Here is a 19,519-nt window from a genome sequence, read left to right on the forward strand (position 1 = left end):
CAGCGAGAGCAGACGTGAGTATACCGATCGAAGCGATGACGCTGCAGATACAGGCGTCGTTGCGCAAAGAGGACTCCCTGAGCGGATATCTGCTTGTCGATCCGTATTTGCGGGAGCCGCTTGATGAGCATTTGCCGATGCTTGCGGAGCGCGAGATCGTGCCGATTCCAGTGGCCAGTGCGTCGCTTCTCGAGCATCAGCGCCCACGGCTGATCTGTTTCGATCATGACGATATCGAGTTGATCGGCGCATCGGTCCGGGCGGCGTGCGACGAACAACGTGATCCACATGACGAAGTGGTACGCGGTTTCACGGTGGGCGGCTGGCTGATTTCGAGGCTGCCACCGGAAATCGTCGCTGTGCATCTGGCCCGCGTGATGATTTCGCCGCGCCCGCAGGTTGGCCCGAAGTACGTCCGGTGGGCCGATCGTCGCGTATTCGAATGGATCTGGCCGGCGTTGAACGATCGTCAGCGCAGTGACTTGCTCGGCCCGATCGCAGCATGGCATGTGCTTGACCGAAGGACCGCACTCGTCGAGCGGACGCCGCCGACTGGTTTTGACGCACATGGGTCACGCTCCACGTTTTTCGCTCTCGATGCCGCTCAATGGGAGCGTGTGGATCGATGCGCGACAGTGCAAGACCTGCTCCGAGGCTGGTGTGTATTCGAGCGCGAATTGCCCGACGATTACCTGAATCGGGCGGATGCTGCGGTTGCTGATGCGCAATCGCTTGGGTTGACACGGGGAGCCGACATCGTGCTGCTGGGTGCATATGTGCTGCAGATTCATCCGGCGCTATGCAAGCACGCGCATGTGATCGAACTGGTGAAGTCGGCATTGAGCGATCGGGCAAGCTTGAGCGAGCGACTCGGCGCGGTCGGAGATGACATGTGGGACGCGATGCGTCTCGAACTGGAGCACAAAGCGTCGCGCGAGCCGTCCGTCGCGATTGTGTGCCGGTAGCAAAGGAAATCGAATCATGGCAGATGGCAAATATGCGCAGAATGCGAATGCGGCGGCCGCTGGCGCGCCGCACTGTTCCGCGGGCGGTTGCCCGTCATGCGTGAAGGCCGGATTGCCGGTTTTGCTGGTCAGGCCAGCGCTGGCCGAGAAAAAGTACGCCGACGCAAAAAAAGCCGTGATCGCGAAGCTGAAGCCCGGGGTCGCCGACGTCGGGTTGAGCTACTTCGGCTACACGATGCGAACCTTGCGCGGGGGGTATGTCTATGCGTATTACGAGCGGCCGCACACCCCCGAGCTAAAGGAGCAGAAGGGATGGCAAGCATTTCAGGTTGATAGCGGCGGATATATGACGCCCTATTCGCTTGGCGAACTGCCATTGCCCGGCAAGGCACCCGCGTTCGCATGTCAACGCACGGCCGGCTATGCGGCTGCGATGCTGTTCGTCATCCCGAACGCGGCGGAGACGCAACGCGTATGGATCGGATTCAGCGATACGCCATGGAGCGAGAAGGTTCGGAACGCATACGCGAATCCCAAGAACGAAGCGTTGCGGCGGCAGCGCATGGTGTGCATTGATGCGCCGCATGCACAATGCGAGCGTTCTGCTCCACTGACGGAGGGCGAAATCGGAAAAATCGTCGAGGAGTACAACGCGAACTATGCGGTGGCATCGGCTGCGCTGTATGGCGACGACAATGCGTTTCCATTGAGGAAACCGGCACGGATGGATCCGAAAGGCGGACGTCGCGAAACGGCGAAGGACATTTACGACCAGGCGGTCGAGATCGTCAAGAAGAGCCAGACATTCGATATCGGCAAGGCGATGATCGTCAGCGTACCGGACGCAGTCGGCGTGACGCACGAGGCTGCGAACTTCCGTATCACCGTGCCGAAGAAGGCGAAGACGATGCTCAAGGGCGACGGCTACTGGAAGCTGCAGTCGGCAATGTGCATCAAGGGATTGGTCGACACGCTGCAGCAGCAATACAGCCATATCGGGAATCTGTCCGGGATGTCGGGTGATCCGAATACATATATGGCCAGGGATCAGTTCGACGCGATGAAGGCGAGTGGGAATCTTCCGCCAGGCGCAACCTTCATGCCGCAGACGATCTCCGGGACGGGAATGTTCGCTGGAACCTATACGAACCCGTCGATGGGGATTGTTGCGATACCGGAGGACGAACTGCCGGCGGAGCAGATCAAGAAGAAGCTGGGCAACAATTATCAGAATTTCCTGGACCAGTACCAATCCGCATGCAATGACGATAGCCGATTGCTTGCGGCTATCGAGCCGGATTATGGTGCGTGGTTGAAAAGTCCGGCACGCAAGCTGGTGACCGAACACGATTGCGACGATACGACGCGACAGGACGGCGTCTACTACGCAGTACTGGTGTGCATGGTGTGCCATGGCGGCCACATTACCGATGCTGGCCTGCAGTGGTTCGCAGATTTCATGCAGGACAACCCAGGCGACAAGAACAATCTGCTCATTCGCGCGATGCTCGGCAACCAGCAGGATTTCTTCACCTGGTTCAAGGATAAGGATCAGCGATCCAAGACGATTGACGAATCCAAGGCGCTGTTCGATGTGATCGAGGAACTCGAGAGCAAGCACAAGGGCGGTGAACTGATCGGGGCACTTGCGCGCAATCTGCCGCAATTGCGGGCGCTGGCTTCGCTGTGGAGTTTCAGCCTGGTGTCGTTGTTGAGCGCTTCCTGTCTCGCCTTGCGCCGCCTAAAAAATCCGCCGTCTCCGGTGCTAATCCAGAAAGTCGAATTGGCGATTGCAAGAATCGGCGTCACCAGTGTCGGCAAGAATGGCATCCGCGTCACGCGGGTCAAGGCATCGTACAGGCAGGCGAAGTTCTACTGGCGCGAAGTTGCGAGCGCGAAGGGCAGCAACGAAGGTGGCAGATCAACGTCGAAGGTCGGCGACACGCGTACCGTCAGCGTTTCCCGGAGCGGCGGCGGTGCGTTTGACGTGTCGGGTAAAAGCGGGACGATGGAGGTATTCGTTTTCGAACGGGTCGGTGTCACAGCAACCACCACCGTTGTTGCTCAGTTGCCCGCCGACATGGGGGAACTGAAAAAGTTTGCACGCAAGGTCGGTGAATTGCTGCGCGAGGGGGGCACGGTACTGTCGGCGGCAGGCGGGTGGCTGCAGATTTTGAGCCTGCAGGATGCGATCGACAAATACAAGTATGGCAATGACGACGAGCGACTGGACGGTGTTCTCGGCATCGGGTCTGCGTCGCTGGGCTGCGCTGCCGCATTGCTGGAAATCGGTCAGGCCGCTGCGAAGAAATGGGAGGCGGCAGGCGCTGCGCTCGGTACGAAGGTCATGCTGGGTGTGGTCGCCACGATCGCCGCCGGTTTTGATAGTGCCACCGCGATCATGAAAGCCGCCTCGAGATATACGCGGGACAATATGGGTGCCTTTACGGCCTATACAATTCAGGCGATATTCTTTGTCGCCGCGACCGTGGCCAGCGGGGCGGGTTTTCTCGAAGCCATCGGCGCCCTCTCGATGACGGGCGGCTTCGGACTTTCCTGGACCGGATGGGGACTGGTGCTGGTTGCTATTGGTATGGCCGCGGGCTATTTGGCCCAGCTTCTGCAGAGTCGGCCTGCGGAGGAATGGGCGGCACGCACGATCTGGGGGCGCGCCAAGGACAAGTGGGGAAGCCTAGCTCGCGAGCAGGAGGAATCGAACAAGTTGCTGTTGGGAATTAGCATCGATTTCAGCTACAAGGACGGTTTTTGGGATCTGGCCGGCCGCAGCATGGGGGCCGGCATCATGGGCGGACTACCCATGCCCGGAGGCAACAACAGCAATCCAATGGATTATCGAGAAGTATATTTGCGCTTGCGTATTCCCGTGGGATTGCGGGCGCAACTGGACTGGGTTGCGCGCATCTACGGCAAGAGCAAGAAAGGTGGGTCGACACTCTTGCTGGAACGAGTAGGTGGCTCTGCACGGCCTTCAGGGCTGGCTGCAGGTGGCGCTTCGGCGCTCGCGAAACTGAACGCCGAGGTGAAGGATCAGGATCAGGACATTCGCCTCTCGCTCGATCTGAGCGTCATCGAATTCAGCGGGGCGTATGCAGAAGTGGCCGTGGAGACGAAGGACGGTGAAGAAGTCCTGAACGAACGGCTGCCGAATTAGAAGATGAGTATAGATATGAAAAGCAACAAGAGCGACTACCGGGTCCTTTTGCCGGAATGGAATCAGGCAGATCCGTATTTCAACAAGTTCCCCGGGAAACTGGCGAGAACCAGGCAGGGCGTCACGCCACCGTGGCGCGTGGCAAGCGATGACAAGCATCGGCCTGTCCATGAGATGGCCAGCACCTGCGATTCCCTGCTGAGTATCTATCCGAATGCGATCGAGGTTGGGACGCCGATGGGCGCCGGTGGGAAAACGGTGTATCTGATACTCGGCACACTGATAGGTCTGCTCGGCGCGGGCGGCATCGGTTATCTGGCGGTGCTCGCTTTACTCGAAATCCCTGTCTTTGGCGTTTTCGTGTCTGCTGCCTCTGTGCTGTTCTTTTTATTTGCAGTGTTCTGCCTTCGGGCCGCGCTCTTTTCCCCTCGGGATCTTCCCGTTCTCTTCAACAGGAGAGATCGCACCGTTAGCTTCATTCCTTATGTGACGCCGTCGTTCTGGCGATTCTGGGAAAAAGGTGGGGCTGGAGCCGTGCGCACGCGCAAATGGGATGACGTGAAGGTGCGATCGTACAAATGGACGCAATTTACGGGTGCGGCGGCCCGCGAGTCCTATTTCCTGTCACTGTTATGGGGCGAGGCCGATAATCCGCGCTCGTGTGCGGAGATCGTTAATATCGGCTACACCGGCTGGTGGGAGGACGCGATGTTGTGGCGGCTATACGAGCACATCCGGCGTTACATGGAGGAGAACGGTCCGCCGATACCGCATGGTGAAGGATTGCGTCAGACGGGTACCGGCAAAATGCCCACGTTTCCGGCGGAGATCATTCTTGCAGCAGGCGGCGCAGCAACTACGGCTGAGGAGGCGGCGAGCCCCTGATGCGATAATTGCATTTTTCCCGATTTCGCCGCCATGTGAATTCACCGTGGATGGCACGCGGACTCATGCTATCTCGAGGCTGGATCGCCGCAGGTGCCGCGTTTCCTACCGAAGCTCGGCTAAGCATGCGGAATGCGGACCGATGCCGTCCCTCACCCGACAACCGCCCGAATCACCCGCGCCGGATTCCCGCCCACCAGCACATTCGGCGGCACATCCCGCGTGACGACCGAGCCCGCGCCGATCACCGCGTTTTCACCCACCGTCACGCCGCCGATGATCGTCGCGCCCGCACCGATCCACACGTTGCGCCCGATCGCGATCGGCTTCGCGACCACGAACGCGCGCCGCTTCGACGGTTCGAGCGGGTGGCCCGACGTGATCAGGCTCACGTTCGGCCCGATCATCACGTCGTCCGCGATATCGAGTCCGCCGAGGTCGTAGAACGTGCAGTTCTGGTTGACGAATACGTTGCGGCCGACCGTGATGTCCGGGCCGCCGGTCGTGTAGAACGGCGGAATCAGCACGAAGCTGTCGTCGACCGGCTTGCCGATCAGCTCGGCGAACAGCGTCCGGACTTCGTCCGCGTCGTCGAACGTCAGCTGGTTGATGCGGGCGGTCATCGCCATCGCGCGTTTGATGCTGGCCAGCATCGCCGCCGACTCGGGCGTGCGTCGTGGAATGATTCGAGTGCGATCGTCATGCGACATTCACGGGTTTCCTGTTTGCGTTCACTTCACTCGAGGCTGCCGCCGCGCAACGCAGCGTCGGGCGTCGGGCGTCGGCAATGGCGGATCGACGGTCATCAGCCGACCGGTTTTTCATACAGCGACCACACCTGACCATCGGGCGCCGGTTCGGGGTACAGCCCCGCACGGACAAAGCCCAGCGACTCGTAGTACGCGCACAGCTTCGCGTTCGTGGCCGCACAGTCGAGCCGCACGAAATGCCGGTTCAGGCCGCGCACCGTGTCGGCGCACCAGTTCAGCATGAAGCCGCCGAGTCCGCAGCCGTTGTAGCCTTCCCGCACGCAAAGCCCGTGCACGTAGCCGGCGACCGGCGCCTGCGGTCCCCAGTGATCGTCGAGGTCGAGACGCAGTGAAAACGTGCCGACCGCCGTACCCTTCCGTTCGACGACGTACACGTCCTTTTCGGCGACATTGTTTCGCACCCACCGCTCGGAAAAGCCGTCGCGTGCGTGGCCCCATGCGTAGTCGCGATGCGCAACCTTCCTTGCGTGCGCATCGTTGCGGATCTGCAGCAGGGCCGGCACATCGGGCTCGCCGGCCCGGCGGACGAGCAGCTTCGTCATTGTCTGTCCCCCCACAGGTTGCGTGAGCGTGCAGCTTAGCAACGTGCCCTTACATCGTGCCGACCGACACGCCGATTGTCGAACCGGATCGCGTGCAGCGCCGCGGCACGATCGGACTTATGCGGATTGACGAACCGCGCACTTTGTCCGGAACGAGCGCTGTCACGGCTTCGCAGCACGCCGTCGGGGCCGCCGTCCGGGTTTCGATTCGTGGTTCCGTCCGGCCGCGTGGACTATAAATGGATGCGTGTACCGGTGCTTGTCGGGCGTCTGCGCGTCTCGCGCAGGTCGGCGTCGCGACTGCCCGGGGGAGGTGCACCGTGGTTCGCCAGACGCTTGCTCGCGCCGTGTTTCGTACCGCGCTGATCGGGGGCGCGCTTGCCGGTTTCGCGGCGTTGCAGCCGGCCGCCATCGCGGCGAGTGTTGCGCCGCCGCCCGTCGCGTCGCAGCCCGTCGCGAAGGAACGGCCGGCCGTCGCGCGTGTCGCGATGCCGGTCGATTTCCCGGCGATCGTCGAACGCTACGGTGCGGCAGTGGTGACCATTCGCACCGCCAACGCGGATCAGCAGGCCGGCGGCGAGCCGTCGCTCGCCATCCTCGATCCCGATGATCCGCTCTCCGCGTTCTTCCGGCACGGCACGCCGCAGCTGCCTGCGCAGGGGCCGCAGGCGCCGGCGCCCGATACGGCGCCGCGCGCGGTGTCGGGCAGCGGCTCGGGCTTCATCGTCAGCGCGGACGGCATGATCCTGACCTCCGCGCATGTCGTCGACGAGGCGACCGACGTGACGGTCCGGCTCACGGACCGTCGCGAATTCAAGGCGACGGTGCTGTCGGTGGACCCGCAAAGCGACGTCGCGGTGCTGCAGGTCGACGGGAGGAAACTGCCGTTCGTGCGGATCGGCGATTCGGCGAAGGTGCGCGCAGGCGAACCGGTGATGACGATCGGCGCATCGGACGGCTCGGGCAACACGGTCACGGCCGGCATCGTCAGCGCGACGCCGCGCACGTTGCCCGACGGCAGCGCGTTTCCGTTCTTCCAGACCGACATCGCGGTGAATCCGGACAACTCGGGCGGCCCCGTCTTCAATCGCGCGGGCGACGTGATCGGCATCGCGGTGCAGCTGTATACAGGCGCCGAACGTTACGCGAGCACGACGTTCGCGATTCCGATTGCACTCGCGGCGAAGGCGCGGGCCCAGGCGCGGGCGCAACTGCAAGCCCCGGCCAGGGCCCAGGCGGCGGAGTCGCGTGCACCGTCGGGCAACGCGATCGGCGTCGACGTGCAGGACGTCGGCATGGGGCTGGCCGCCGCGTTCGGCTTGCCGCGGCCGGCGGGCGCGCTCGTCAACGGCGTCGATCCCGGCTCGCCGGCCGCGGCGGCCGGCGTGAAGCCCGGCGACGTGATCGTGCAGTTCGGCGACAAGCGGATCGGCCGGTCGGCCGAGCTGAACGACCTTGCGGCTGCGCTGCCGCCCGGCGAGAAGGCGCCGCTCCGGCTGATCCGCAACCGTGCGCCGATGACGATGACGATCACCGGCGCGGGCGAGGCGGCCGGCAGGCCGCGCGACGCGGCGGGCGCGGCCGGCGCGGTCGAGGCCGCCGCGACGAGGGGCGCCGCGCGCCCGCAGGATGGCGGCGACCGCCTTGGACTGACGATGCATCCGCTGAGCGACGACGAACGGCGTTCGACGGGGCTCGCGGTCGGCATGATGGTGGACGCGGTGCACGGCCCGGCGGCGAAGGCTGGCATTCAGCCGGGCGACGTCGTGCTGGAGCTCAACGATACGCTGCTCGAGTCGCCGGACGAAGTGCCGGCGCTCGAAGCGAACGGCGGCAGCGTGATCGCGGTGCTGATCCAGCGCGCCAACGCGCGCAAGTTCGTGTCGGTGCGTGCGCGCTAGCGCTCGTTCGCCAGTCCGTGGCGCGTGTGAACCGGCCCGTGGGTGTTGACGGCGTCGGCGGGGGTCTCCTAGTATCGTCGGACATCGTCGTCGTCCAGGAGTCGTCCGGCATGAAAACGAATCCGAATCGCATTGCTCGTCCAGTAGCACGCAGGCGCAAGGTCCGGTAGCGGAACCGCGCCGGAATCCATGCGCCCCCGACCGGCTCGGGGGCTTTTTTTTGCATGGCGCACCGCCGCCCGGCGCGTGCGCGGAGGAACCCGTTTGCAACCGACCCGGCCAACCGCTTTCCGATCGTCCGCACCGGCACCGGCGACGCTGATTCTGCTGTGCGCGCTCTCGGTGCTGCCGCTGAGCCTGTTCCTGCCGTCGCTGCCAGCAATTGCGCGCGACCTGCGGGCCGACTACGCGCTCGTCGGGCTGTCGCTCGGCGGCTACGCGGCGGTTGCGGCGTCGCTGGAGCTGGTGATGGGGCCGCTGTCGGACCGGTTCGGACGCCGGCCGATCGTGCTGACGAGTGTCGGCGTATTTGCGCTCGGTTCGCTCGGCTGCGCGCTGGCGACCGATATCCGCGTGTTTCTCGCATGCCGGCTGATGCAGGCCGCGATCACGTCGGTCTATCCGGTATCGATGGCGACGATCCGCGATGCGGGCGGCGGCAGCCGCGCGGCAAGCCGGATCGGCTATGCGGCGATGGCGGCCGCGTTCGCGCCGATGATCGGGCCGACGCTCGGCGGCATGCTCGATCAGGCAGCCGGCTGGCGCACGAGCTTCTGGCTGCTCGCGGCGATCGGCATCGCATTGTTCGGCTGGTGCGCGTTCGATCTTGCCGAAACCCATACGCGTCGCGCGTCGACGCTCGCGCGCCAGTTTCGTGCGTATCCGGCGCTGTTCCGCGCGCGCCGCTTCTGGGCCTATGCGCTCTGCATGGCGTTCTCGACCGGTTCCTTCTACGCGTTCCTCACCGGCGCGCCGCTCGCCGCGCAGACGCGCTTCGCGATCCCGCCGGCGGAGATCGGCTTCTACATGGGAACGATCACGGCCGGCTTCGTATGCGGCAGTTTCCTGACCGCGCGTCTGGCGCAGCGCTGTTCGCTGACCGCGACGATCCTGGGCGGGCGGCTGGTCGCATGCGCGGGGCCGCTCATCGCGCTGGGGCTGATGTTAGGTGGCGCGACGCACGCGGCCGCGTGGTTCGGGCCGTGCGTGCTGGTCGGCATCGGCAACGGACTGACCAATCCGGGCGCGCATGCCGGCGCGTTGTCGGTGCGGCCCGAACTGGCGGGCAGTGCGTCGGGGCTGGCCGGCGCGATGACGATCGCGGGCGGCGCCGCGCTGTCGTCGTTGACGGGCGCGCTGCTGACGACGCGCAACGCGGGCTGGGCGCCGCTCGCGATGATGCTGCTGTCGGCGGCGCTTGCGCTGCTCGCGGCGCTGTATGTGCGCGCGCTCGATGCGCGCGACGGGGAACGAGCCGCCGCCGCGCTCGACTGACGACGTCGCCGTCGAGGCGCGGCGGCCACCGTGCTTAGGGCTTCGCGCCCACCAGGAACTCGAAGGTCGCCACGCCGTCGACGCCGCCGGTCACGCGGTCGCCCGGCTGCAGCGCGCCGACGCCGGCCGGCGTGCCGGTGAAGATCAGGTCGCCGGCCTTCAGCTCGACCGAGCGCGACACGTATGCGATCACGTCGGGAATCGCCCAGATCATGTCGGCGAGATCGCCTTGCTGGCGCGTGTCGCCGTTGACCGCGAGCCAGATGCGGCCGGTCGCCGGATGCCCGGTGGCGGAAACCGGGCGCAGCGCGGTCACGGGGCCCGATGCGTCGAAGCCCTTCGCCCAGTCCCACGGCCGGCTCAGCTTTTTCGCCTCGGCCTGCAGGTCGCGGCGCGTGAGATCGACGCCGACTGCGTAGCCCCACACATGCGACAGCGCATCGGCCGGCTCGATCGCGCGGCCGTCCTTGCCGATCGCGACCACCAGCTCGATCTCGTGATGCAGGTCGCCGGTCAGCGGCGGATAGGGGACGGTGCCGCTGGCGGGCACGATCGCGTCGGCCGGTTTGGTGAAGAAGAACGGCGGTTCGCGATCGGGATCGGCGCCCATTTCGCGCGCATGGTCCGCGTAGTTGCGGCCCACGCAGAACACGCGGCGCAGCGGAAAGCGCGCGGACGACTGCTCGACTTCGACGGAAGGACGCTCGGGAGCGTCGATGACGTATGCGGACATCGGAGGGCCTCGTTCGGTAGGAAGACGGCGCACGGCCGCGCGCGGGGCGCTGGCCGGCACGCATGCAACGATACCCGACGCGCGCGCGGCCGGATGCGACGCAATTGCGCTTTACCGGGACAAAACTACGCGTCGTGCGCCGCCGGTGCGTCGTCCGCCTCCGGCAGCGCCGCGTTCGCGTCGCGATAGGCCTTCGGCGACACGCCGACGCGCGCGCGGAAGCGCCGCGCGAAATACCCTTCGTCGCGGAAGCCGACCGAGCGGGCGATATCGGCGATGCGCCGGCTCGTATGCGCGAGCAGCGATTGCGCGAGCGCGATCCGGCGCTCGGTCACGAGATCGGTGAAGGTGCTGCCGGTCTCCTTGCGGATCAGGTGGGCGAGGTAGTTCGGCGACAGGAACGCGGCCTCGGCGGTCGCGGCGAGCGTCAGGTCCTCGCGGGTCAGGTTCGCGCGCACGTGGCGCAGCACGCGCGCGAGCGCGTCGCGCCGGCCCGCGCGCTGGGCGCCGCGCTGCGCGAGTTTGTCGAGCGCGCCTGCGTACTGTGTGCAGACGAGGCCGATCAGCTGCAGCAGATAGCCGCGCAGCAGCGTCGTCGAGCCGAAGGTGCGCGCGCGGTCGGCGTCGATCATGCACAGCGCGAGGCGGCGCGCCTCGTCGAACGCGTCGCCGGTCAGGATGAAGTCGAGATGCTCCTGGAAGCGAAACGGCGTCAGCTCGGGAAAGCGGTGCGCGGGCACGTCCTCGAGATCGAGCGGATCGACGTCGAGATCGGCGCGCAGGAACGCCTGGCTGAAGTTGATCACGATGAAGTGCGCGCCTTCCGGATGCGGAATCAGATGCTCGCGGTACGGCAGCACGAACGCGAGCGCGCCGCGCGGAAACGGCCGCGTGACGCCGCCGATGCGCTGTTCGGTGTCGCCGCCGAGATTGAACTGGATCTGGAAATACGCGTGCCGGTGCGGCTCGGTAATCGCCTGGCGCGACGCCTGGTCGCGGATATAGAAGTCGAGCCGGTCGCTGCGTTCGGGCATCCCGTACAGGCGCGGCGGGGCGATGGAGGACATGACGGATTCTGCGGTTCGTGACGCGGTTGAGCCGCGATGGTACCGCAACCGGGGCCGCCCGGCGGGCGCGCGGCCGTGCGTGCGGCACCGACGGTCAGCCGGCGAGCAGCGGCGCGACGCGGCGGCGCAGTTCGGGCACGACTTCGGCGTCGAACCACGGATGGTGCTTGAACCACGCCTGGTTGCGCGGCGACGGATGCGGCAGCGGCAGCACGTCGGGGCCGTAGTCGCGCCACGCGTGGACGGTGTCGGTCAGCGTCGCCTTGCGCGTGTCGCGCAGGAAATGCCGCTGCGCGTACTGGCCGATCAGCAGCGTCAGGCGGATCGCCGTCAGTTCGGCGAGCAGCCGGTCGAGCCACAACGGCGCGCATTCGGGGCGCGGCGGGTTGTCGCCGCCCGCGCCGCGGCCCGGATAGCAGAAACCCATCGGCACGATCGCGAAACGCGTCTCGTCGTAGAACGTGTCGGCGTCGACGTCGAGCCAGCCGCGCAGCCGCTTGCCGCTCGCGTCGTCCCACGGAATGCCGCTCGCGTGCACGCGCGTGCCGGGCGCCTGCCCGACGATCAGGATGCGCGCGTCGCGGTGCGCGCGCACCACGGGGCGCGGGCCGAGCGGCAGGTCGGCCGCGCAGACGCGGCACGCGCGGATGTCGGTGAGCAGCAGGTCGAGCGGCGGGCGGGTTCGTTTCGACATCGATCGGGGGCGGGGACGGCGTGACAACGCGAAGGCGTGCGGGTGGTTCGGCGGCACCGGCGTTTGCCGACGGCCAGCGGAAGCCGGCAGCCGCGCAGCGGGCGGCGTCCGGCGGGCGGCCGCATCGAACGCGTGCCTTCCGCGTTGCGCATCATGCGTCCGCCGCGCCGCCTTCGGCGACTGCCGCATCATACAACGCGGTCTGCGCGATTGCCGCGGCGATCGCCGCGTCGTCGTGCGAGCCGTCGAGCATGCCCCAGCGCCGGTACTGCGACAGGAACCACAGTCCGTCGCGCGGCTCCGGCCGGTTGGCCGCCCCGCCGTCGTGGAAGCGGATCGGCAGCGGCGGTTCCGCGAACGGCCCCGCGCCGTAGTCGCCGAGCAGGCGCGGCGCGATCAGCCGGGCCGGCACGCCGAGCGCGTCGGGCGACGCGAGCCAGCCGGCCGCTTCGGTGCGGTGCGCGGCGCTGTCGAGCCATGCGCACGCGTCGACGAGCGTGCGGATCAGCGCGCGCGCCGTCGCCGGATACAGCGCGACGAAATCGCGCCGGCTCGCGAGCACCTTTTCCGGATGATCGGGCCAGATCTCGCTCGTGACGGCCACGGTGCGGCCCGCGCCGCACGCTTCGGCGACCGCGTGCCACGGCTCGCCCGCGCAGAAGCCGTCGAGCTCGCCGCTTGCCAGCGCCGCGACCATCTCGGGCGGCGGGATCACGACGCTGCGCACGTCGCGCAGCGGATCGATTGCGTGCGACGCGAGCCACGCATTCAGCCACATCGCGTGCGTGCCGGTCGGGAAAGTCTGCGCGAGCAGCGGCTTGCGGCCGAGCGTCGCGAAGGTGTCGCGCACGCTGCCGCTCGCGCGATACGCATCGGCCAGCGTGCGCGAGAACGTGATCGCCTGGCCGTTGCGGTTCAGCACCATCAGCGCCGCCATGTCGGCCTGCGGCCCGCCGATGCCGAGCTGCAGCCCGCAGACGAGCCCGTACAGCGCGTGCGCGGCGTCGAGCTGGCCGCTCAGCAGCTTGTCGCGCACGGCGGCCCACGACGGTTCGCGGCTCAGTTCGAGCGTCAGGCCGTGCGGCGCGCCGAGGTTCAGCCGCTGCGCGACGATCAGCGGCGCCGCGTCGCTGAGCGCGACGAAGCCGAGGCGGAGATGCGCGCGTTCCGGCGCGGCGGGAAGGGAAGGGTTCATGGCGTTCATGGCTGGGGTGACGCGTCGAGCAGTTGGCGCGCCACGTCGACGATGCGCAGGCCCTGGTCCATCGCGCGCTTGCGCAGCGTCGCATACGCGTCGTGCTCGGACAGCCTGCGCTGATCCATCAGCAGGCGCTTTGCGCGGTCGATCAGCTTGCGGTCGGCGAGTTCGCGCTCGACGTCGGCGAGGCGGCGGCGCAGCGCGTCGTCGTGCGAGAAGCGCGCGAGCGCGACTTCGAGAATCGGTGCGAGGCGCTCGGCCGACAGGCCTTCGACGAGATACGCGCTGACGCCCGCGCCGACCGCCGCGCGGATCAGTTGCTGGTCGGCGTCGTGGCTGAACATCAGCACCGGGCGCGGCGCGGTCGCATGCATCACCGCGAGCTGTTCGAGCGTGTCGCGCGACGGCGAATCGGTGTCGATGATCACGACGTCGGGGCGTTGCTCCTCGACGGCGGCGGGCAGCCGCGCGGGCGTCGCGACGTCGTTCAGCATCTCGTAGCCGAGCCGCGCGAGCGCGTCGCCGAGTTCGCCGATCGGCTTGTCGGTATCGGTAACGAGCAGCACGCGCAGGCGCAGGGGCGAGGCGGACGTATTCATGACGCGAACGGCGGCGGCAAAAGCGTGGCGGGCGGCGCGGATCGCAGGTCGATGCCGCACGCGGTGGCAGCGCGATCGCCGCTGTCTGCACGAAGGGTAGGCGGCCGGTGCCGCGTGACATCGCGCATGCTACGCGGCCTGCGACAGCGGCGTTGCGCGCGTGGCGGCCGCGTCCGGCAGGCCTTGCGCGGCCGCCTCGCCGATCGCCGCGCCGACGAGGATCACGGCCGGGCTGCCGAGCCCCGCTTCCGCGACGCCGGGCGCGAGCCGGCCGAGCGTGCCGGTCCAGCGGCGTTCGGCAGGCGTGCCGGCCCACTGGACGGCCGCGGCCGGCGTCGAGGCAGGCAGCACGTCGAGCAGGCCGGCGGCGATTCGTTCGATGCGGCTCATGCCCATATAGATCGCGAGCGTCGTGCCGGCTGCCGCGACGCGCGACCAGTCGGGTTCGCCGTGGTCCTGCCGGTGCGCGGTGACGAACGTGACGCCGTGGCAGTGCTCGCGATGCGTGAGCGACACGCCGAGGCTCGCGGCGGCCGCGAAGCCCGACGAGATGCCGTTGACGATCTCGACCGGAATCGCGGCGGCGCGCAGCATCGCGAGCTCCTCGCCGGCGCGGCCGAACAGCAGCGCGTCGCCGCCCTTGACGCGCACCACGTGCGCGCCGCGCAGCGCGCAGCGGCGCATCAGCCGCTCGATGAACGCCTGCGGCGTCGAGCGGCAGCCGCCGCGCTTGCCGACCCGTACCACGCGCGCGCGCGGCGCGAGGTCGACGATACCGGGATCGACGAGATCGTCGAGCAGCAGCACGTCGGCGGCGGCGAGCGCTTTCACGGCCTTCAGCGTGAGGAGATCGAGGTCGCCGGGCCCGGCGCCCAGCAGGGTGACTTTGCCAGTCGTCATGTCGTGTTCCATTGCCACTTGCACGCGGCGGTCGATAACGCATTGAGTGCGCGGCAGCGGCAGGCAGCCGAAGCGACGACGGCATCCGGCCGTGCCACGCACGAACGGACGCCGTTGTCCTGACGAGCCCGTCCGCGACGACGGGCCTGATCTTGCTGGGACTGCCCACCGGCGCCTTTGCCGGTGGCATGACGCGGATTCAGCAATATCCGGGCCAGCGTGGGCCGCACCCGGCAAGACGCGGCGTGCGACGACGCTGCATGCGCGTCCAGCCGCATCGCGCCGGGGGACGCAATGCCGCATCGGGGTGCGTCGCGGCCGGCCAATGCGCACCGCGATGTCGCACGGCGACAGTGCTGCAGCGCACCACAACTGTGCTTCGCTGCGTCACGACGCATCGCGGGCGGTGCGCGGCGGAGTCACGCGTATCGTCCGCCGAGCCTTGCGCGGCGGGCACGCGCGCGTCAATCGCGCCAGCCTGGCATGGCGTTTGCGTTAGCAGGTCCGGGCGGATCAATGGCGATCCGTTCGCAGCACCGAATACCGACGCGCCCGGCAACGGGCTTCATGGGCAACGGCGTCCTTCGCATCGGGTCTCGACGAGACCGGGTGCGCAGGACGCCGTTTTTCGTTTGGCGGATGACATGACCGACAAAGCTACCCGTATCGATCTCTTCAGCCTCCGCACCGCGCCGATGCGCGTGTTTCACCTGACGTGGATGGCGTTCTTCGTCTGTTTCTTCGCGTGGTTCGCGTGCGCGCCGCTGATGCCGCTCATCGCGCGCGAATTCCACCTGAGCGCCGCGCAGGTCGCGAACATCAACATCGCGGCGGTCGCCGCGACCATCGCCGTGCGGCTGCTGGTCGGCCCGCTGTGCGACCGCTTCGGGCCGCGCCACGTGTATGCGGGGCTGCTGGTGCTCGGCGCGATTCCCGTGTTCGCGGTGTCGTTCACGCACGACTACCTGTCGTTCCTGATCTGCCGGCTCGGCATCGGCGCGATCGGCGCTGGCTTCGTGATCACGCAGTACCACACGTCGGTGATGTTCGCGCCGAACGTGGTCGGCACCGCGAACGCGACGACGGCCGGCTGGGGCAACGCCGGCGCGGGCGCGACGCAGGCGCTGATGCCGCTGCTCGTTGCGGCCGGCATGATGCTCGGCTTCGGCGACGACGCGTCGTGGCGCGTCGCGCTCGTCGTGCCGGGCATCGCGATGCTGGCGATGGCCTGGGCGTACTGGCGCTACACGCAGGATTGCCCGCAAGGCGACTTCGTCGCGCTGCGCCGGCAGGGCGAGACCGTCGACAGCGGCAAGAAGGGCGGCTGGGCGAGCTTCTTCACCGCATGCGGCAACTATCGCGTGTGGATGCTGTTCGTCACGTACGGCGCGTGTTTTGGCGTCGAGGTGTTCATCCACAACATCGCCGCGCTGTACTACGTCGATCACTTCGGCCTGTCGCTGAAGGACGCCGGCCTCGCGGCCGGCCTGTTCGGGCTGCTCGCGCTGTTCGCACGCGCGCTCGGCGGCTGGCTGTCCGACCGGATCGCCGCGCGCCGCAGCCTCGACGTGCGCGCGGCGCTGCTCTGCGCGCTGATCGTCGGCGAAGGGCTCGGCCTCGTGTGGTTCTCGCATGCGCAAAGCGTCGGCCTCGCGCTCGTCGCGATGCTCACCTTCGGCCTGTTCACGCACATGGCATGCGGCGCGACTTACGCGCTGGTGCCGTTCATCGACCGCAAGGCGCTCGGCGGCGTCGCGGGGATCGTCGGCGCGGGCGGCAACGTCGGCGCGGTCGCCGCGAGTTTCCTGCTCAAGGGCGTCGGCGACGTGCAGCACACGCTGAGCCTGCTCGGGCTCGCCGTCACCGCGACCGCGCTGTGCGCGATGGCCGTGCGCTTCAGCGAGGAACACAAGGCACGCGAAGCCGAGCTGCGCGACCGCGCGCTCTCTGCCGCCAACGCCGCGAACTGATCGATCGAAGGAACGTCATCATGAAACTCATCGTCATCGGCCACGGGATGGTCGGCCACAAGCTCCTCGAATGCATCGCGGCGGAAGCGGGCGCGGCCGGCCGGCTGCAGGTCACCGTGCTCGGCGAGGAGCCGCGCCCGGCCTACGACCGCGTGCATCTGTCCGAATTCTTCGCGGGCAAGTCGGCGGACGACCTGTCGCTCGTCGAAGCCGGTTTCTTCGAGCGTCATCCGGCCTTCGACCTGCGCTTGAATGCGCGCGTCGCGTCGATCGATCGCGTCGCGCACACGGTCACGCTCGCGTCCGGTGAAACGCTCGCCTACGACAAGCTCGTGCTCGCGACGGGTTCGCGCCCGTTCGTGCCGCCGATGCCCGGACACGATCGCGCCGGTTGCTTCGTGTACCGGACCATCGAGGACCTCGAAGCGATGCAGGCGTGCGGCACGCATGCGCAACGCGGCGTCGTGGTCGGCGGCGGGCTGCTCGGCCTCGAATGCGCGAAGGCGCTGCGCGACATGGGGCTCGACACGCACGTCGTCGAATTCGCGCCGCGGCTGATGGCCGTGCAGGTCGACGACGGCGGCGGCCGGATGCTGCGCGCGAAGATCGAGGCGCTCGGCGTGACCGTGCATACGGGCAGGAACACGCTGGAGATCGTCGACGGCGAAACCGGCGCGCACCGGATGGTGTTCGCCGACGGCACGCATCTCGATACCGACATGATCGTGTTCTCGGCCGGCATCCGCGCGCGCGACGAGCTGGCGCGCGCGTGCGGGCTGGAAATCGGCCCGCGCGGCGGCGTCGCGATCGACGACGCATGCCGCAGCAGCGACGCCGACATCTACGCGATCGGCGAATGCGCGGCGTGGAACGGCACCGTATACGGCCTCGTCGCGCCCGGCTACGACATGGCGCGCGTGGTCGCGAAGCAGCTCGGCGGCGAGGCGAACGGTTCGACTGCGTTGCCCACCTTTGCGGGCGCCGACATGAGCACCAAGCTGAAGCTGATGGGCGTCGACGTCGCGAGCATCGGCGACGCGCACGGCACGACGGCCGGCAGCCGCGTCTACCAGTACGCGGACGAGCGCCGCCAGGTCTACAAGAAGCTCGTCGTGTCGGACTGCGGCAAGTTCCTGCACGGCGCGGTGATGGTCGGCGATGCGGCCGAATACGGCACGCTGCTGCAGATGATGCTGAACCGCATCGAGCTGCCGGAGTCGCCGGAATTCCTGATCCTGCCGTCGTCGGACGGCGCGGCGAAGCCCGCGGTCGGCGTCGATGCGCTGCCGGACGGCGCGCAGATCTGCTCGTGCAACAACGTGTCGAAATCGCAGATCTGCGCGGCGGTCGCCGACGGCGCGACGAGCCTCGGCGCGCTGAAGTCGTGCACGGGCGCGGGCACGTCGTGCGGCGGCTGCGTGCCGCTCGTCACGCAGATCATGAAGGCCGAGATGAAGAAGCAGGGCCTCGCGGTCGACAACCGCCTGTGCGAGCACTTCGCGCATTCGCGCCAGGAGCTGTTCCATCTGATCCGCGTCGAGCGCATCACGACCTTCGACGAACTGCTCGCGAAGCACGGCCACGGGCTCGGCTGCGACATCTGCAAGCCGGCCGTCGCGGGCATTCTCGCGTCGTGCTTCAACGAGTTCGTGCTGAAGAAGGAGCATGCCGGGCTGCAGGATTCGAACGACTACTACCTCGCGAACATCCAGCGCGACGGCACCTATTCGGTCGTGCCGCGCATGCCGGGCGGCGAGGTCACGCCCGAAGGGCTGATCGCGGTCGGGCAGGTCGCGAAGAAATACGGGCTCTACACGAAGATCACCGGCGGCCAGCGCGTCGACCTGTTCGGTGCGCGCGTCGAGCAGCTGCCGTCGATCTGGGAGGAGCTGATCGCGGCCGGCTTCGAATCGGGCCATGCATACGGCAAGGCCGTGCGCACCGTGAAGTCCTGCGTCGGTTCGACGTGGTGCCGCTATGGCGTCGACGATTCGGTCGGCCTCGCGATCGACATCGAGAACCGCTACAAGGGCTTGCGCGCGCCGCACAAGATCAAGTTCGGCGTGTCGGGCTGCACGCGCGAGTGCGCGGAAGCGCAGGGCAAGGACGTCGGGATCATCGCGACCGAGAAGGGCTGGAACCTGTACGTGTGCGGCAATGGCGGCATGAAGCCGCGCCACGCGGAACTGCTGGCCGCCGATCTCGATCGCGACACGCTGGTTCGCTATATCGACCGCTTCCTGATGTTCTACGTGCGCACCGCCGATCGCCTGCAGCGCACGAGCGTGTGGCGCGACAACCTCGAAGGCGGCCTCGACTACCTGATCGACGTCGTCGTGAACGACCGGCTCGGCATCGCGGCCGAGCTCGAGGCCGACATGCAGCACGTGGTCGATACCTACGAGTGCGAATGGAAGAAGGCCGTCGCCGATCCCGACACGCGCAAGCGCTTCCGGCATTTCGTGAACAGCGATACGCCGGACGCGAACATCGCGTTCGTCGAGACGCGCGGCCAGATCCGTCCCGCGACGCCGGAAGAGCGCCTGCGCGGCAAGCGCATCGCGATTCCCGTCGTCGCCGCGGATGTGCCGCAAGCCGTCGCCGAATCCGAAACCGCCTGACCGACGCC

At 67.5% G+C, this 19,519-nt stretch carries 15 protein-coding genes; 7 read left to right on the forward strand and 8 right to left on the reverse strand.

Annotated elements, in window-relative coordinates; all coding sequences use genetic code 11:
- Positions 1-14 precede the first annotated feature (14 nt).
- The 3 genes from WS57_RS05610 to WS57_RS37930 are packed head-to-tail and all read left to right on the forward strand — an operon-like array spanning position 15 to position 5,022.
- Positions 15-965, forward strand: coding sequence for a DUF4123 domain-containing protein (locus WS57_RS05610; RefSeq protein ID WP_155774262.1), 951 nt, complete (start codon positions 15-17; stop codon positions 963-965).
- Between the two features lie 16 nt (positions 966-981).
- Positions 982-4,137, forward strand: a complete 3,156-nt coding sequence (locus WS57_RS05615; protein WP_155774263.1) for a T6SS effector BTH_I2691 family protein — start codon at positions 982-984, stop codon at positions 4,135-4,137.
- A gap of 15 nt (positions 4,138-4,152) precedes the next feature.
- Positions 4,153-5,022, forward strand: coding sequence for a DUF6708 domain-containing protein (locus tag WS57_RS37930; protein ID WP_069243853.1), 870 nt, complete (start codon positions 4,153-4,155; stop codon positions 5,020-5,022).
- 152 nt (positions 5,023-5,174) lie between these two features.
- Here WS57_RS37930 and WS57_RS05625 read toward each other — a convergent pair whose 3' ends face one another.
- Both WS57_RS05625 and WS57_RS05630 read right to left on the reverse strand, forming a co-directional pair.
- A complete protein-coding gene (locus WS57_RS05625) occupies positions 5,175-5,732 on the reverse strand; it encodes a sugar O-acetyltransferase (RefSeq protein WP_040131651.1) in 558 nt (185 codons plus the stop codon).
- A 95-nt stretch (positions 5,733-5,827) separates the two neighbouring features.
- Positions 5,828-6,334 carry a GNAT family N-acetyltransferase gene (locus WS57_RS05630; RefSeq protein WP_069243854.1) on the reverse strand — a complete coding sequence of 169 codons (507 nt, stop codon included), beginning with the start codon at positions 6,332-6,334 and terminating at the stop codon, positions 5,828-5,830.
- A gap of 320 nt (positions 6,335-6,654) precedes the next feature.
- Here WS57_RS05630 and WS57_RS05635 point away from each other — a divergent pair, with 320 nt between their 5' ends.
- Positions 6,655-8,235: a trypsin-like peptidase domain-containing protein gene (locus tag WS57_RS05635; protein WP_236871905.1), complete on the forward strand. Its 1,581-nt coding sequence runs from the start codon at positions 6,655-6,657 to the stop codon at positions 8,233-8,235.
- A gap of 189 nt (positions 8,236-8,424) precedes the next feature.
- Entirely contained in the window at positions 8,425-9,729 is a 1,305-nt protein-coding gene (locus WS57_RS05640; protein WP_059605581.1) for a Bcr/CflA family efflux MFS transporter, read from the forward strand.
- 34 nt (positions 9,730-9,763) lie between these two features.
- Here WS57_RS05640 and WS57_RS05645 read toward each other — a convergent pair whose 3' ends face one another.
- The 6 genes from WS57_RS05645 to cobA all read right to left on the reverse strand — a co-directional run bounded on the left by WS57_RS05645 (position 9,764) and on the right by cobA (position 14,920).
- On the reverse strand, positions 9,764-10,462 hold the full coding sequence (locus tag WS57_RS05645; protein WP_009692676.1) for a fumarylacetoacetate hydrolase family protein: 699 nt from the start codon (positions 10,460-10,462) through the stop codon (positions 9,764-9,766).
- Positions 10,463-10,587: 125 nt separating this feature from the next.
- Entirely contained in the window at positions 10,588-11,529 is a 942-nt protein-coding gene (locus WS57_RS05650) for a helix-turn-helix transcriptional regulator (RefSeq protein WP_040131656.1), read from the reverse strand.
- Positions 11,530-11,623: 94 nt separating this feature from the next.
- Positions 11,624-12,223, reverse strand: coding sequence for a uracil-DNA glycosylase family protein (locus WS57_RS05655; protein WP_059605583.1), 600 nt, complete (start codon positions 12,221-12,223; stop codon positions 11,624-11,626).
- Positions 12,224-12,374: 151 nt separating this feature from the next.
- Complete coding sequence (locus WS57_RS05660; RefSeq protein WP_059480481.1) at positions 12,375-13,418, reverse strand: CmpA/NrtA family ABC transporter substrate-binding protein; 1,044 nt, start codon at positions 13,416-13,418, stop codon at positions 12,375-12,377.
- 5 nt (positions 13,419-13,423) lie between these two features.
- Positions 13,424-14,020, reverse strand: coding sequence for an ANTAR domain-containing response regulator (locus WS57_RS05665; protein ID WP_069243856.1), 597 nt, complete (start codon positions 14,018-14,020; stop codon positions 13,424-13,426).
- A gap of 129 nt (positions 14,021-14,149) precedes the next feature.
- Entirely contained in the window at positions 14,150-14,920 is a 771-nt protein-coding gene (gene cobA / locus WS57_RS05670) for a uroporphyrinogen-III C-methyltransferase (RefSeq protein ID WP_069244342.1), read from the reverse strand.
- A 644-nt stretch (positions 14,921-15,564) separates the two neighbouring features.
- Between cobA and WS57_RS05675 the strand changes: the two genes are divergently transcribed.
- Together WS57_RS05675 and nirB are read left to right on the forward strand one after the other, a co-directional pair.
- Positions 15,565-16,890 carry an MFS transporter gene (locus tag WS57_RS05675; protein WP_069243857.1) on the forward strand — a complete coding sequence of 442 codons (1,326 nt, stop codon included), beginning with the start codon at positions 15,565-15,567 and terminating at the stop codon, positions 16,888-16,890.
- A 20-nt stretch (positions 16,891-16,910) separates the two neighbouring features.
- Complete coding sequence (nirB, locus tag WS57_RS05680; protein ID WP_069243858.1) at positions 16,911-19,511, forward strand: nitrite reductase large subunit NirB; 2,601 nt, start codon at positions 16,911-16,913, stop codon at positions 19,509-19,511.
- Positions 19,512-19,519: the final 8 nt, after the last annotated feature.

Source organism: Burkholderia pseudomultivorans (genome assembly GCF_001718415.1).
GTDB lineage: Bacteria > Pseudomonadota > Gammaproteobacteria > Burkholderiales > Burkholderiaceae > Burkholderia > Burkholderia pseudomultivorans_A.

What these genes read in the sequence shown, in the direction of transcription:
- WS57_RS05615 (WP_155774263.1), top strand. Translation starts at nt 982, where the DNA reads ATGGCAGATGGCAAATATGCGCAGAATGCGAATGCGGCGGCCGCTGGC.
- WS57_RS37930 (WP_069243853.1), top strand. Translation starts at nt 4,153, where the DNA reads ATGAAAAGCAACAAGAGCGACTACCGGGTCCTTTTGCCGGAATGGAAT.
- WS57_RS05625 (WP_040131651.1), bottom strand. Translation starts at nt 5,732, where the DNA reads ATGTCGCATGACGATCGCACTCGAATCATTCCACGACGCACGCCCGAG.
- WS57_RS05630 (WP_069243854.1), bottom strand. Translation starts at nt 6,334, where the DNA reads ATGACGAAGCTGCTCGTCCGCCGGGCCGGCGAGCCCGATGTGCCGGCC.
- WS57_RS05640 (WP_059605581.1), top strand. Translation starts at nt 8,425, where the DNA reads ATGCGCCCCCGACCGGCTCGGGGGCTTTTTTTTGCATGGCGCACCGCC.
- WS57_RS05645 (WP_009692676.1), bottom strand. Translation starts at nt 10,462, where the DNA reads ATGTCCGCATACGTCATCGACGCTCCCGAGCGTCCTTCCGTCGAAGTC.
- WS57_RS05650 (WP_040131656.1), bottom strand. Translation starts at nt 11,529, where the DNA reads ATGTCCTCCATCGCCCCGCCGCGCCTGTACGGGATGCCCGAACGCAGC.
- WS57_RS05655 (WP_059605583.1), bottom strand. Translation starts at nt 12,223, where the DNA reads ATGTCGAAACGAACCCGCCCGCCGCTCGACCTGCTGCTCACCGACATC.
- WS57_RS05660 (WP_059480481.1), bottom strand. Translation starts at nt 13,418, where the DNA reads ATGAACCCTTCCCTTCCCGCCGCGCCGGAACGCGCGCATCTCCGCCTC.
- WS57_RS05665 (WP_069243856.1), bottom strand. Translation starts at nt 14,020, where the DNA reads ATGAATACGTCCGCCTCGCCCCTGCGCCTGCGCGTGCTGCTCGTTACC.
- cobA (WP_069244342.1), bottom strand. Translation starts at nt 14,920, where the DNA reads ATGACGACTGGCAAAGTCACCCTGCTGGGCGCCGGGCCCGGCGACCTC.
- WS57_RS05675 (WP_069243857.1), top strand. Translation starts at nt 15,565, where the DNA reads ATGACCGACAAAGCTACCCGTATCGATCTCTTCAGCCTCCGCACCGCG.
- nirB (WP_069243858.1), top strand. Translation starts at nt 16,911, where the DNA reads ATGAAACTCATCGTCATCGGCCACGGGATGGTCGGCCACAAGCTCCTC.